Origin of the sequence: Isoptericola aurantiacus (genome assembly GCF_044769875.1) — a bacterium.
Classification (GTDB): Bacteria; Actinomycetota; Actinomycetes; order Actinomycetales; family Cellulomonadaceae; genus Isoptericola; species Isoptericola aurantiacus.
Genome location: NZ_JBJBAE010000002.1, coordinates 124917 through 139307 on the forward strand (window position 1 = coordinate 124917; position 14391 = coordinate 139307).

11 protein-coding genes are annotated in these 14391 nt (G+C 75.5%); 8 read left to right on the top strand and 3 right to left on the bottom strand.

Annotated features, from left to right (window positions below):
* Positions 1-255 precede the first annotated feature (255 nt).
* Both ACIQLL_RS07295 and ACIQLL_RS07300 read left to right on the top strand, forming a co-directional pair.
* Entirely contained in the window at positions 256-549 is a 294-nt protein-coding gene (locus ACIQLL_RS07295; protein ID WP_402464899.1) for a type II toxin-antitoxin system Phd/YefM family antitoxin, read from the top strand.
* Positions 546-806, top strand: a complete 261-nt coding sequence (locus tag ACIQLL_RS07300; RefSeq protein ID WP_402464902.1) for a type II toxin-antitoxin system RelE family toxin — start codon at positions 546-548, stop codon at positions 804-806. The genes ACIQLL_RS07295 and ACIQLL_RS07300 overlap by 4 nt, the downstream gene beginning before the upstream one ends.
* A 21-nt stretch (positions 807-827) precedes the next feature.
* Here the strand turns inward: ACIQLL_RS07300 and ACIQLL_RS07305 are convergent, their stop codons facing one another.
* Together ACIQLL_RS07305 and ACIQLL_RS07310 are read right to left on the bottom strand one after the other, a co-directional pair.
* On the bottom strand, positions 828-1448 hold the full coding sequence (locus ACIQLL_RS07305; protein ID WP_402464904.1) for a hemerythrin domain-containing protein: 621 nt from the start codon (positions 1446-1448) through the stop codon (positions 828-830).
* Between the two features lie 161 nt (positions 1449-1609).
* Positions 1610-2236, bottom strand: a complete 627-nt coding sequence (locus ACIQLL_RS07310; protein ID WP_402464905.1) for a hypothetical protein — start codon at positions 2234-2236, stop codon at positions 1610-1612.
* Between the two features lie 150 nt (positions 2237-2386).
* On the opposite strand from ACIQLL_RS07310, the gene ACIQLL_RS07315 reads away from it, so the two are divergent.
* From ACIQLL_RS07315 to ACIQLL_RS07340, 6 genes are all read left to right on the top strand, one after another.
* Positions 2387-5089: a GNAT family N-acetyltransferase gene (locus ACIQLL_RS07315; RefSeq protein ID WP_402464907.1), complete on the top strand. Its 2703-nt coding sequence runs from the start codon at positions 2387-2389 to the stop codon at positions 5087-5089.
* 177 nt (positions 5090-5266) lie between these two features.
* On the top strand, positions 5267-9232 hold the full coding sequence (locus ACIQLL_RS07320; protein ID WP_402464910.1) for a discoidin domain-containing protein: 3966 nt from the start codon (positions 5267-5269) through the stop codon (positions 9230-9232).
* Between the two features lie 128 nt (positions 9233-9360).
* Positions 9361-9960 (top strand): DUF5998 family protein, encoded by a 600-nt coding sequence (locus ACIQLL_RS07325; protein WP_402464912.1) that lies wholly within the window; start codon positions 9361-9363, stop codon positions 9958-9960.
* The gene (locus ACIQLL_RS07330; protein ID WP_402464915.1) at positions 9957-11171 is read left to right on the top strand and encodes an alkaline phosphatase family protein; all 1215 of its coding nucleotides are present in this window, start codon (positions 9957-9959) and stop codon (positions 11169-11171) included. Before ACIQLL_RS07325 ends, ACIQLL_RS07330 begins: the two co-directional genes overlap by 4 nt.
* Before the next feature lie 2 nt (positions 11172-11173).
* Positions 11174-12352, top strand: a complete 1179-nt coding sequence (locus ACIQLL_RS07335; RefSeq protein ID WP_402464918.1) for an MFS transporter — start codon at positions 11174-11176, stop codon at positions 12350-12352.
* 34 nt (positions 12353-12386) lie between these two features.
* Complete coding sequence (locus tag ACIQLL_RS07340; protein ID WP_402464920.1) at positions 12387-13031, top strand: thymidine kinase; 645 nt, start codon at positions 12387-12389, stop codon at positions 13029-13031.
* 39 nt (positions 13032-13070) lie between these two features.
* Here the strand turns inward: ACIQLL_RS07340 and sepH are convergent, their stop codons facing one another.
* On the bottom strand, positions 13071-14327 hold the full coding sequence (gene sepH / locus ACIQLL_RS07345; RefSeq protein WP_402464923.1) for a septation protein SepH: 1257 nt from the start codon (positions 14325-14327) through the stop codon (positions 13071-13073).
* Positions 14328-14391: the final 64 nt, after the last annotated feature.

Here is a 14391-nt window from a genome sequence, read left to right on the forward strand (position 1 = left end):
GTTCTCGGCTCCGGCGTGACGTCCGACGGCGGCACATGGCCCCCGTACGGACGTTCGAGGGCAGCGTAGCGCCAGCGGAGGCGTGGGCCGCGCAGGCGGGCCGTCGACGGTGAGCAACTATTCGCGCGGATCGGCGCATCACGACTCAGGGATGCTCGAGCAGCGCTCGGGCTACCGGCGACTCAGCCGAGCTGCCCGGGATTGCTGACCATTATGTACACAGTGTCGATCATGGCTGGATGGTACTTTGGGTACATGGACACGATGGATCGGCCAGTGCAGTGGTCGCCGGAGACGGCGACGTTGAGCGTCTCGACTCGTGAGCTGCGAGACGACCTCGCGGATCTCCTGGCGCGTGCGCGCTTCGCGCACGAGCGCATCGTCGTGACCAAGAACGGGAAGCCCGCCGGTGCCATCATCGGGATGGACGACCTCGAGCTGCTCGAGCGCCTGGAGGACCTGAACGACCGCCTGCTGTACGACCGGGCCAAGGACGAGGGCGGAGAGCCCGTCCCGTGGGAGCAGGCGAAGTCTGAGCTCGGTCTGTGAGCGGTCCGTACCGTGTCGAGATCCAGCGCCGCGCGCTGAAGGAGATCGCCAAGCTTGACGCGAAGATGCGTCAGCGCATCGGCGAGGCGATCGACGAGCTCGCGACCGACCCCCGCCCGCAGGGCGGCAAGAAGCTTGTGGGGCGAGAGGCTTGGCGCATTCGAGTGGGGAGCTATCGCGTCCTCTACGACATCGAGGATGACGTCCTCGTGGTCCGGGTCGTCCGCGTGGCGCACCGCCGCGAGGTGTACGAGTAGCGGCCCTGCGAGCCCTGAGGCTCAGGCTGGGCGACGCAGGCCGGCGCGCTGCGCCGCATACCGCCGTCGCCCCACCGCGCGCCACATGAGCCGGACGGGCGCCGGCAGGTGCGCTCGCAGCCAGGCGTCGGGGTCGGGCTGCGCCGCCATGATGCCTCCCAGCTGGGTCCACAGGTGTCCGCGCGGAGTCGCACGCCTGCCGTGCTCGCTGAACCAGTCGACCTCCTCCTGGGTGAGGGTGGTCTCCATCACCGGCACGATCTCCCGCTCCTCGTCCGGCAGGTGCTCGGCGAGGGCGGCGTTGACGCCGTCCAGAGCGCTCAGCACGGTGCCGGCGGTGTCCTCAGCAGGGTTCGCCTTCCATGCTGGCAGAGCCGTGTCGAGCTCGGCGAGGTGCTCGAGCATCTGGGCGTGCTGGATCTTCATCCGCTCGACGTGCAGGGCGCACGCGGGGGCGCGGGACGCGAGCGCGTCCCACAGGCGCTCGTCCTCGCCCTCGTGGTGGGTGTGCAGCGCCGTCGACAGCAACCAGAGCTGCTCGGCCACGGCCGTCGCGTGGGAGACGTCTCCGGGGCCGACCCCGCGCACCAGATCCGGTGCCTCCCCGAAGCCGGCGCGAAAGTAGCGGTGGATCTGGGCCATGCCGCTCGCGTCGCAGGTGACCGCGGGCTCCGGAGATCCGGGTGGTGAGGGATTCGTCGGGGACATGGCAACGCCTCTCGCTGCGAGCTCTTGGGTCTACAGTCCGGGGGCGGTCTCGCCGTGTCAAGACATGCGACGCCCGGGCGACGCTACGTGTGGACTCACACGGTGTTCGTCGTCGCGCCCCCGCGAAGGGGGTCCGGGTACTCGGCCTGGACGGCGTCGGCGACGACGGCGGCGAGCGCGGCGCGGCGCCCGGCGGCCTCGTCGGCGTCGATCAGGCCCCGGGCGGCCGCGAGGTCGACGTGCTCGCCGGCGACGGCGGTGAGGGCGTCGACCAGGTCGTCGGTCATGATCCCGGACGCCGCCGCGACGGTGGCGAGGGTGGCGCCGTCCTGCGACAGCGCGGCGCGGAGCCCGGCGGCGTCCGTGCCCAGGACCTCGGCGGCCGACTGCAGGCTGAACAGACGCTCGTCGTCCGCCGGTGCGGAGGCGCGGGCGACGTCCGCCGCGATGGCGTCCCGTTCGTCGGCGGAGAGCACGCCGTCGTCGACCAGGTCCTGCAGCAGGTCGGCGACGTCGCCGGAGCGTGCCGAGCGGGAGGCCACGGCCCGGGTCACGCGCGCCGTGGCGGGCTGCAGCTCCGTCGTGGCCGGTACCACCTGCACCACCGCCGTCGGGGCCGGGGCCGGTGCGGTCGGCGCGGCCACCGCCGTCCCGCCCACGCCCAGCGCGGCGAGCCCCAGGGCCGTCCCGGCCGCGGTACGGCGCAGGAAACGTCGCTTCATGGTGCTGCTCCTTCCGGTCCGGAACCCTTCCGGCTGCTGCCCAGCCTGGTTCGCGTACCTGTCGTGGCGCTGGGCCGCACCTGTGCGTGTGCTGGTGGTGCCCACCGGCGCACTCCGGTGAGCGTCGCACCCAGCGGTTAACCTGCTGCGATGGACTCCTCGCAGGCCGACTACCCCGTGGAGTGGGAGGCCGACGTCGTGCTGCGTGACGGCAGCACCATGCACGTCCGCCCGATCCGGCCCGACGACGCCGACGCGGTGCAGCGCTTCCAGGAGGGGCAGTCCGAGCGTTCGGCGTACTTCCGTTTCTTCGCGCCGATCAAACGGCTGACCGAGCGGGAGCTGGCGCGGCTCGTCACGGTCGACCACGCCGAGCGGGTCGCGCTCGTGGCGGTCCGCCCCGGCACGGACGACGACGGCGCCGGCCGCGAGGACGTGCTGGGCGTGGCCCGGTTCGACGTCATCTCCGACGGCGAGGCCGAGGTCGCGTTCAACATCGCCGACTCGGTGCAGGGCAAGGGACTGGCCTCGGTGCTGCTGGAGCACGTCGCCGCCGCCGCGCGGGAGCGGGGCGTGCGCCGGTTCAGCGCCGAGGTGCTGCCGCAGAACGCGCCCATGCTCGGGGTCTTCCGCGACGCCGGCTACGAGATCAGCCAGCACCTGGACGACGGCATCGTCATGGTCGGCATCGACCTGGACCCCACGGAGAAGTCCCGCGCCGTCATGGCCGACCGGGAGCACCGCGCCGAGGCCAGGTCCATGGCGGGGCTGCTCTCCGCGCGCCGCGTGCTGCTGGTCGGTCCGGGGTCCGACGACGGCACCCCGGAGGCGCTGCTGGCCCGCCGGGTCCTGGACGCCCACCGGCAGGACCCCGGCGACACGGAGCTCGTGGTCCTCGACCCGCCCGGTGACGTGCCCGCCGGCGTCACCCGCGCTGCGGGGTGGGCGGACGTCGGTGAGGTCGACCTCGCGGTCCTGGCCGTCGGACCCGAGGAGGCGGTCGACGCCGTGCGCAGCCTGGCCGCGACCGGAGCGCGCGGCGTCGTCGTGCTGTCCGGCGGGTACAGCGAGAACGGCCAGGACGGCCTCGACCGACGCCGCGACCTGCTGCGCACCGCGCACGCGGCCGGGATGCGGGTGGTCGGGCCGGTCTCCTACGGGTTGCTCACCACCACACCGGGGTCGAGCCTGCGGGCCTCGCTGGCCGAGCGGCCGCCGCCCGCCGGCGTCGTCGGGCTGTTCTGCCAGTCGGCGGCCGCCGCCGTCACCCTCACCGCCACGCTCGAGCGCCGCGACCTCGGCGTGTCCTCCCTGGTCTCCGCCGGGCACCGGGCCGACGTCTCCGGCAACGACCTCATGCAGTACTGGCAGGACGACGACGCCACCCGTGTCGTGTGCCTGTACCTGGAGTCCATCGGCAACCCGCGCAAGTTCTCCCGCATCGCCCGGCGGCTGTCCGCCGTCAAACCTGTGGTGGTCGCCACCGCGGGGCGCTCCGGTCAGGTGGTCCCGCCCGGGCATGCCGTGCGGGCCACCCGCGCCCCCCGCCGGCTGCTCGACGAGCTGCTGCGCCAGTCCGGCGTCATCCAGGCCGACAACACCCACCAGCTGATGGACGTCGCCCAGGTCCTGGCCCACCAGCCGCTGCCCGCGGGCGACCGGGTGGGCATCGTGGCCTCGTCGCCGGCGCTCGCGGCCCTGGTGGCCGAGGCCGCCGCGTCCGAGGGGCTCCAGGTCGCCGCCTCGAGCGACTTCCTGGCCCCGCACGCCACCGAGGACGAGATCGCGCGGACCGTGGAGGCGCTCTACGCGCCGGGCGCCTGCGACGTCGTCGTCGCCGTCGACGTCCCGGTGGTCCAGCCGCGCACCGGCGCGATCGCCCGCGCCGTCGCGGAGGCCGCCGCTCGCACCGGACGCACGACCGTGGCCTCGATGCTGGGGCTGCACGGCATGCCCGACGAGCTGGCCGCCACCGCGGACGACGGCCGCACGGTGCGCATCCCGGCGTTCTCCACGCCGGAGGACGCCGTCGTCGCGCTGGGCAAGGTCGTGGAGCACGCGCGCTCGCGTGCCGAGGACCGCGGCCACTACGTGGTGCCCGACGGCGTGGACGCGCGTCGCGCACGGGCGCTGGTCGAGGGGTGGCTCGCCGGCAGCGAGGCCAGGGACCTCGGCGTGGACGAGGCCGCGGAGCTGCTCGGCTGCTACGGGGTCGAGCTGTGGCGCGCCCGACGCGTGCGCACCGCCGACGAGGCCGTGGCCGCGGCCGAGGAGGTGGGGTGGCCCGTCGCGCTGAAGAGCGCTTCCCCGGCGCTGCGCCACCGCAGCGACCTCGGGGGAGTGCGGCTCGACATCGCCGACGCGGACGACCTGCGCCACGACGTCGCCCGCCTGCGCGGCGTGGCGGCCACGGTTCTCGGCGAGGACGACCCGGAGTTCGAGGTGCAGGCGATGGCGCCGGCGGGCGTGGCGTGCGTGGTGCGGTCCGCCGAGGACCCGCTGTTCGGCCCCATGGTCTCCTTCGGGCTCGCGGGGGACGCGGTCGACCTGCTCGACGACGTCGCGCACGCGATCCCGCCGCTGACCGACGTCGACGTCTCGGCCATGGTCAGCACCGTGCGGGCCGCCCCGCGGCTCTACGGGTACGGCGGGACGCCTCCCGCCGACGTCGACGCCCTGGAGGACGTCCTGGCGAGGGTGTCGGTGATGGCGGACGACCTGCCCGAGCTGGCCGCCCTGGAGCTCTACCCCGTGGTCGTCGCCGGTCAGGGCGCCGCCGTGCTGCACGCGACGGCGCGGCTGCGGCCGGCGGGCCGGCGCGCGGACACCCTGCGCCGGGCGCTCCCCGGCTAACCCCCCGCCCCTCACGCTGTGGGTGCACGACACGCCGACTCCGCGACCGAGCCGACGGCGCGTCGTGCACCCACAGCGTGGAGGCGGGGGCGGCGGGACGTGCTAGCCTGACCGTCGTATGACAACGCTGTCGGACCGATATCGGAGGCCCGACCGATCAACCCGAAGGGCCAGACGATGACGTCGACGTCCCCCCGGCGCCCCGAGCGCCGTACCTCCCGCGTCCGCGCCGCGGTCTCCGCCGCGACGGTCGCCGCCCTGGCCTCGGTCGGTGTCCCGGCCGTGGCGGTGGCGCCCTCCGCCGCCACGGAGATCTCCTCCGCCGCTGCGGAGGCCGCCACCGCCGAGTACGGGGCGCCCGACCCGATCGCCGCCGACTACTACGGCGCCCTCCTGCGCCACACGCGCTGGGCCGAGTCGGCGTTCGACGACGACGCCGGGGTGTACCGGGCGTCCAACTTCGACTTCGCCGTCGTCCTGGGCAACGCGGTGCTGGTCACGCGCGGTGACTACGACGAGGACGTCGCGGGCGTCGGGCGCGACGAGCTGAAGGCGCACACCGTGGCGACCATCGAGCACTACGCCGCGACCAACCGCCTCGTGGACCCGCAGGGGTCCTGGGGCAAGCGGCTGTTCTGGGACTCGACCTTCCAGTCGTACTTCCTCGCCGCGGGGCACCTGCTGTGGGACGACCTGGACGCCACCACCCGAGGGCACCTCGAGACCATCGCGGCCGAGAGCTCGCGGTACACGGCGGCCCTCGACTTCGCCGACGACCCGTTGTCCGGGTCGTGGACCGCGCGCTGGCCGGACGGGGGCTACCAGGGAGACACGGCGCTCGAGGAGGCCGGCGTCTACACCCAGGCCCTCGCGCCCGGGCTCGCGTACGCCGCGGGCGACCAGGACGCCGACGCGTGGCGCACGCAGTTCTCCACCTGGGCCCGCAACGCGGCAGGGCTCCCCGTCGCCGACCGGAACAACCCCGCCGTGGTGGCCGGCGCCCCGGTGTCCGACAACGTCACCCAGAACATCTACGACTCCTACCTGGTCGAGAACCACGGGTCCTTCGGACCGCACTACCAGTCGGACATCTGGCGGTCGGGGGCCCGCAACGCGGTCCACTTCCTGCTCGCGGACGAGCCGCTGCCGTCGGTGCTGCTCCGGCAGCCCAACTCCGCCGAGCTGTGGCGGTCCATCGGCCTGGTCATGGGCAACCAGGGCGAGCCGTTCATGCCGATGGTGGCCGACCGCGAGTTCCTCTACGGGCGCGACGTGCTGCCGCTCGCGTTCGTCGGCCAGGTCCTGCGCGACCCGGACGCCGTGCGGGCGGAGGCCGAGCTCGCCGAGGCGCTCGAGAGCTACCAGGCCTACCCGCCGGTGGACCGACTGACGAAGTTCTCGGGCGAACCCAAGTACGAGCCCGAGGCCCGCGCCGAGCTCGCCATCGCCTACCTGCTGCACGAGGAGGCGGCCGCGTCCCCGGACGGGACCGTGGTCCCGACGCCGCAGGACGAGTGGTTCGCGGGTCTCGCCGGCGTGCGCGACTTCGGCGACGACGCGGGCATCACCGCCCACCAGACCGCCGACGCCTGGGCAGCCGCCGTGAGCAAGCCCGGCTTCGTCAAGTTCCCGTGGGTGCCGGGCCACGACACCTGGCTCTTCGACGTCTCCGGCGGCACCCCGTTCCTGTACCCGTCGACCGGATCGCCGGTCCAGGAGCGCTCGACGCACGTGTACACCGGCCCACGGGACGGGTTCGAGGCGTCAGCCTCGGTGTTCCGGGTCCGCGACGGCTACGCCGGGCAGGTCACCCTCCCCACGGGGTCGGCCCTGTACGCCTCCGACGGCACGGCGCCCGGCCGCGAGACGGTCCGGGTCCGCAACCTGGACCTGGGCGGCGACGGTGGCCCGGACGGCTCACGGTCCTACACGACGGCGGAGGGGACGACGACCGCCGAGCACCCTGTCACGGCGCCCGACGACCCCGCCGACGTCAACGCCGCGCGTGTCGACGACCTCGTCGTCGACGCCCAGGACGTGCGCTACGTCCGCGTCCAGGGCGTGCAGGGCGACCCGACCTACGGCTACTCCCTGTACGCCGTGCACGCCTACGCTCCCGGGGCGGAGACGGACCTCGCCGCCGGACGGCCGGCGACGGCGTCGAGCGCCGACGCGGGCAAGCCGGCCAGCGCGGTCACCGACGGCGACCCGGCCACGCGGTGGGCGGTCTCGCGTGCCGACCGGCAACGGGCGGACTCGTGGATCCAGGTCGACCTGGGTGAGCCCACCGACCTCGCGAGCGTGCGCCTGGCGTGGGAGGCCGCCGCGGGCAAGCGGTACACGGTGCAGACGTCCGCCGACGGCGAGACGTGGTCGACCGCGGCGACGTACGGCCGGGCCGCCGCGGACGTGAACGTCGCGCGTCTGGACACGGTGGACCTGACGGGTCCGGACGGCGCCACGCCGGTCGAGGGCCGGTACGTCCGCATGCAGGGCGTCCAGGGCGACCCGGCCTACGGGTACTCGCTGTACCACCTGCGCGCCTTCGCACCCGACGGCACCGACGTGGCGGCGGGCCGCCCGGCGACGGCATCGAGCGCCGACGCGGGCAAGCCGGCCAGCGCGGTCACGGACGGCGCCCCCGACACCCGGTGGGCCGTCTCTCGCGACGACCGCCTGCGGGACGACTCGTGGATTCAGGTCGACCTCGGCACGACGACGGCGCTGACGCAGGTGCAGCTCGGCTGGGAGGCGGCCGCCGGGGCCGAGTACCGCGTCCAGGTGTCCGACGACGGCGCCACCTGGACCGACGTCGGGGCGCACGAGGAGACCGGGGACCGCGTGGTCACCACCGACGCGGGCTGGCTCGACGTCGACGGCGTCGCCGGGTTCGTGACCACCGGCGACGGGGCGATCACGGTGACCGCCGACGGTGACGACGCCCAGACGGTCGAGCTGACCGACGGGACGTCCGGGCGGCGGCTGGTCGAGATGGTCGCGGGGGACGAGGCCACGACGCGTGCCGTCGCCTCACGGGACCGCGCGACCGTCGACGACGACCGCCTCGTGGTCAGCGACCTCGACGGCTACCTGTCGGTGCTCAACCTGAGCGACGAGGACGTGGCGGCCACGGTCACGGTCCGGCACGAGGGTCCTGTCGCGCTGTTCGCGGGCACGCAGACGATCGGTGACGGGTCCTCGGCCGTCGAGGTGTCGGTACCTGCCGGCACCGCGCAGGTACTGGCGCCCCGCGCCGAGATCACGCCGACGGGCAGGCACGGGACGCTGCAGGACCTGGACGTGACCGTTCACGACGGCCGGAGCATCACGGTGGGCCCGTGGGTGCGCGGCGGGGCACGGGTCGTCTCGGTGCGCGCGGTCGGGACGGGGGCCCACGCCGAGCAGGACGTCGTGCTGCGGCGTCCCCGCGCCGTCGACGTCCGCCTCGACAGCGCGCCCTACCCGGTCGCCGACCTGGCGCTCGCGGCACCGACGTTCCCCGCGTCGGTGCTGCCGGACGGCATGACGTCACCCGGTCTCGCGACCGACGGCGACCCGGACACGTCCTGGGTCCCGGGGCCGCAGGGCCGCATGGTCGTGGACCTGGGCCGGCCGCAGGACCTCGGTCGTCTCGTGGTGCGATGGGACGGTCGCGGCGCCCCCGCCTCGACGGTGGCGGTCAGCGACGACGGGCTCGACTTCACCGAGGTCGACCCGACGCTGCCGGGCGGACGGCGCGACGTCGTCGACCTCCGGGGGGTCACCGCCCGGTACGTCGCGCTGTCGACCGACTGGTCGGACGGGGATCCAGGCGTCACCTCCCTGCAGGTGCTCCCGCCCGGTGCGGACGACCCCGAGCTGCCCGGGGCCGTGGCGGCGACCCTGGTGGTCGAGGGCGGCTGCATGGCGGGCGATCCCGTCGTCGAGGCCACGGTCTCGACGGGCGGCCAAGGGCTCGCGACGGCGCGGCTGCGGGCCGGCGACGCGCACCGCACCCTGCCCGTCGTGGTGCCCGGCGTCGACCGGACCGTCCGGTTGCGCGGTGTCGCGGCGGCGGAGGGCGTCGTCGAGCTCCGGGTGACCGACCTGCGGGGGCGGCGCACGGTGCTGGAGCGGCCCTACGGCCCGGTGGAGTGCCACTGAGCCCGAGCGCCCCCGCCCCTCATGCTGTGGGTGCACGACACGCCGACTCCGCGACCGAGCCGACGGCGCGTCGTGCACCCACAGCGCGGAGGCGGGGGCGGCAGGATGAACGGTGGGACAATGGGCCGGTGCCTTCTGCGACCACCGGTAAGAACCTTCGCGACGAGCTGACCGCCCACGTCTACCGCGCCGGCTACTACCCGGACCTGGTGACCGACGTCCTGGACGTCGCGCTGGCCGACGAGTCCGTCCTGGCGCACCTCGTGCAGGCCGAGACGACGTTCGACAGCCAGGTGCGGCGCCACCTGACGGTGCTGGCGCTCACGCCGACCCGGCTGGTGGCCGCGCACGTGGACGACCACGAGGGCGACGCCGCCAACCCGTCCTCGGCGGCGGCCACCACGGAGGCCGTGCCGATCGGTGAGATCCGCTCCGTGGCGCTCACGCACGTGGTGGCCGAGCCGGCCGAGCACAGCCCCGGCGACAGCGCCGCGGAGCTCACGCTCGCCATCGGCTGGGGAGGCATCTCCCGCGTCGACCTCGAGCCGGCGCAGTGCCCGGACCCGGCCTGCGAGGCCGACCACGGCCTTACGGGCCAGATCACCCCCGACGACGTGGTCGTGCGGGTCAGCGGAGCGGCCGAGGGCGACGACGCGGTACGCCGCGCGGCCGGGTTCGCCCGCCAGCTCTCGGCAGCCACCGGCGTCGGCGGGCGCCGAGCCCGATGACCCTCGAGCCTGCCCTGCCCGACGACCTCGTCCCACCCTCCTACGCCGAGGACTCCCTGGCGGCCGTCCTGCCGGCCGCGGCCGGGGCGCTCGGCATCGACCTGAGCACCGCGACCGGCCTGCGCTCGACCGCGGTCCGTGCCGCGCTGGGCCTGCCGACCGCCCGCCGCGTCGTGGTGGTCCTGGTGGACGGGCTCGGCCGGCACAACCTCGTCGAGCGCGGCGGGCACGCCCCGTTCCTGCGCCGGCTGCTGCCCGAGGCCCGCTCGCTGACCGCGAGCTGCCCCTCGACCACGGCGGCGGCGCTGGCGACGTTCGGCACGGGGACCTCGCCGGGCCTCACCGGGCTGCTCGGCTACACCCAGCGCAACCCGGCCACCGGCGGCCTGGCCACCATGGTGTCCTGGACCGAGCAGTCCGACCCCTACCGCCCCGGCACCAAGACCTCCGCGCCGCTCGCCGTCGACCCGGCCGACCTGCAGCGGGAGCCGACGATCCTGGAGCAGGTCGGTGCGGCGCTCAGCGTGGTCGCACCCGGACCCCGCAAGTTCGCGGCCTCGGGGATGACCCGGGCGGCGCTGCGCGGGCCGCGCTACGTGGCCGCGGAGACCTTCGCCGACCGCGTCGACGCCACGGTCGCGGCGCTGCGGCACGAGGGACTCGTCTACCTGTACCAGGGCGACGTGGACAAGGTCGGCCACCAGCACGGCCCCGACTCCTGGCAGTGGGGGGACGCGCTGGAGGCCACCGACGCCGAGCTGCGCCGGCTCGTCGCCTCGGTGCCCACCGGGACGCTCGTGCTCGTCACGGCCGACCACGGCCAGGTCACCTCGGACCTCGGCGCGCAGCACGACGTCGCCGCCCGCCCCGAGCTGGACCGTGACGTCGTCCTGCTGGGCGGCGAGCCGCGGCTGACGCACGTCTACGCCGCGCCGGGCGCCGACGTCGCGGCGATGGCCGAGCGCTGGGCCGGATCGCTGGGGCAGGACGCCCTCGTGGCCACCGGCGACGCCGCGGTCGGCGCGGGCTGGTTCGGCCCGGTGGCCGAGCACGTGCGCCCCGCCGTGGGGGACCTCGTCGTCGCCGCCCGCGGCCGGGCCACCGTCGTCGACTCCCGCCTGCACCCCGCCGCCGCGCGGCACATGCCCGGCGTCCACGGGTCGTTGACCCCCGTCGAGATGGACGTCCCGCTGCTGGTCGCGCAGGGGTAGGCGTGTCGAGGGACTTCCGGCTCCTGCTGCTGTCGACCGTCGCGGCGTTCTCCTGCTTCGCCCCGCTGCTGTCCGTGGTGCCGCTGTGGGCCGCCGACGGCGGAGCGGCCAGCGGCGGCGTGGGGGCCACGACCGGGGTGATGATGGTCGGCACGGTCGCGATCCAGCTCGCGATGCCACGGATCCTGCGGTACGTGACCCTGCGACGCGCCTCCGCGATCGGTGCCCTGCTGCTCGGCGTACCGACGTGGGCCTACCTGGTCTCGCCCGCGGTGGGCTGGGTGCTGGCGGTCTCGGCCGTGCGCGGGGTCGGGTTCGGGATCCTCGTGGTGGCGGGCAGCGCGCTGGTCGCCGAGCTCGTGCCGCCCGAGCGTCAGGGCCGCGGTCTGGGCGCCTACGGCGTGGCGATCGGCCTGCCGCAGGTCGTGCTGCTGCCCGCCGGGGTGTGGGCCGTCGAGCACGTGGGCTTCGCGGCGGTCTTCACGGTCACGGGCGCCGCGGGCGTGCTGGGCGCCGCGGTGGTGCTGGCGATCCGGGAGAGCGGGCGCACCAGCCGGTCGGCCGGGATGGTCGCGCCCGACGCGGACGACGACGCCACCCCGGGGGAGGCCCGTCCGGTGCGCTACCGCACCCTGGCCGGGTCGGGCGTGCTGCTGCTCGTGGCCTCCTGCGCGTTCGGCGGCGCCACGTCCTTCGTCCCGCTCGCGTTCTCCGCCTCCACGGCCTCGCTGGTGCTGCTGACGATCTCCGTGGCCGGCACCGTCGGCCGGTGGTGGGCGGGCGTGCGGGCCGACTCCGAGGGGGTGGGCGGTCTGCTGCCCTTCGGCATCGCGGCGTGCGCGGTGGGGACGCTCGGGATCGCGGCGGGCGCGGGGCTGCTCGGCGGAGCGCTCGCGGTGGTCACGGCCGCCGTCGCCGGTCTGGTCTACGGGCTCGGGTTCGGCGCCCTGCAGAACGACACGCTCGTGCTCATGTTCCGCCAGGCCGGGCCGGGCGGGCACGGCACGGCCAGCGCCGCCTGGAACATGGCCTACGACGGCGGGACGGGCACCGGGTCGCTGGGTGTGGGGCTCGTGGCCCAGGGGATCGGGCTGAGCGGCGCCCTGGGCGCGTCGGCGCTGCCCCTGGTCGCCTGCTTGCCCTACGCGGTGCGTCGCGCCCGGGCGCTGCGGTCCCGGTGACCGGACCGCCGCGGCGTCTGGGAGGATCGGGGACATGGCCGAGCTCGTCTTCTTCTCCGGGACCATGGACAGCGGCAAGTCGACGCTGGCCCTGCAGACCGATCACAACCATCGCGCCCGCGGACGGCAGGGGCTGATCTTCACCCGCGACGACCGCGCCGGGGTGGCGCGGCTGTCCTCGCGTCTGGGCCTGGAGGTGCAGGCGCGCGAGGTCGGCGACGACACCGACTTCTGGGACCTCCTGGCCACCGAGCGTCGGCGCGGCCTGCTGGTGGACTACCTGGTCTGCGACGAGGCGCAGTTCTACTCCCCGGAGCAGGTGGAGCAGCTCGCCCGGCTCGTCGACGAGACCGAGATCGACGTCTTCGCGTTCGGCATCACGGCCGACTTCCGCACCCGTCTGTTCCCCGGATCCGCACGGCTGGTCGAGCTCGCGGACCGCATCGAGGTGCTGCAGGTGCAGTCCCTGTGCTGGTGCGGGGCCCGGGCCACGCACAACGCCCGCACCGTCGACGGCGTGATGGTGGTCGAGGGCGACCAGGTGGTGGTCGGGGACGTCACCTCCGGGGCGGAGGTCGCCTACGAGGTGCTGTGCCGCCGGCACCACATGCGCCGGATGACCTCCGGCGTCGCGCGCCGCCTCGCCCCGCAGGAGGACACCCTGCTCGACGTCGGCTGACCGTCCGGGGCGTCCGCGTCCGCCTGCCGCCGGGCCGGCTCAGGAGGACGGCCGCGCCCCGCCGAACACGATCTCGTCCCAGCTCGGCATCGGGGCCCGGCCCTTGCGCGACGCGCGGCGGCCCGCGGCGCCGCCACCCGCCGTCGTGCCGGCGGATCCGGTCGGAGCCGGCGCGGGCGAGCTCGCGGGCGCCGGCTCCGCGGGGGCGTCCGCGGCGCTGGAGGCCGATGCGCCGGGTGCAGCCTGCCGGTCGTGCCCGGACGGAGCGGGTGCCGGGACGGACACCGGTCCCGGTGCGGCCTGCGGCGCGTCGGCGGAGTCGGCGGACGCCGGGGCCTGCGGTGCGGGACCGGTCGAAGCGTCGCCGGCGCCGGTCTCGTCCTGGGCCGCCTGCTCGGCGTCGTCGGACGATCGCTCGGGTGCGGGGGCGTCCGGCTGCGCGGCCCGCTGGGCGTCCCGGCGAGCGCCGAGGTCGACGACGCTGGCCCCGTCACGGCGCTCGGCGGCGGCCGGCGCACGGCTCGCGTCGCCGTCCGACGGCGCCTGCTCCAGGTCGAGGGGCAGCTCGTCGCGCTGCGGCCCGCGATCGGGCCCGCGTCCCCGGGGGCGCTGCCCGCGCCGTCCGGCGAGGTCGTCCAGCAGGACGGCGGTGGCGTCCTCGGCGGCGTCTGCCCGCGTCGCGGGACGCGGCGGGTCGAGCCGGGACGGGACGCCGAGGATCTCGGGGGAGACCGGGTCGTCGGGCTGGCTCAGCCACCGTGCCTCGTCGTCCAGGGCCGTCACGACCCGGCCCTTGGGGTCGAACGTCCAGCGCGCGTCCCGTTCCCGGCCGCCCGCGACGAACCGGACGGCGACCTGCCAGGGCGCACCGCCCTGCCTGCTCGCCGTCCACTCCGCCTCGGCGGCCTCGACCCCCCGGGCGCCGAGACGGGAGTCGGCCAGCTCACCGAGCGTGGCCCCGCCGTCGGCCTCGACACGGTGGTCGCGCACCCGGTCGATGACGTGGGCGCGCTCGGCGACCACCGGCCACTCGTACCGGCGCACGTGCTCCAGGGGCAGCCCGGACTCGGCGGCCAGGTCCTCGGCGGAGGCCCCGGCACGCAGGCGGGCCTGCACCTCGCGAGGGCGCAGCGTCGCCTCGGACGCGGCCTGCAGCGCCTCGGTCCGCGGACGGTCCCGGCGGACCGCGGCACGCAGCGCCTCCGAGATCGCCAGGGTGTGCTCGACGCCGGCCGGGTCGCGCAGGACCAGGCGCTCGGCGTCCTCGTGCAACGTGACGAGCTCGAGCTCGGCCATGGTTCCTCCTCACGCCCGCCCGCGCGGCGGGCCCGCTCGTTCGAGAGTGCCACCCGGCCGCCGC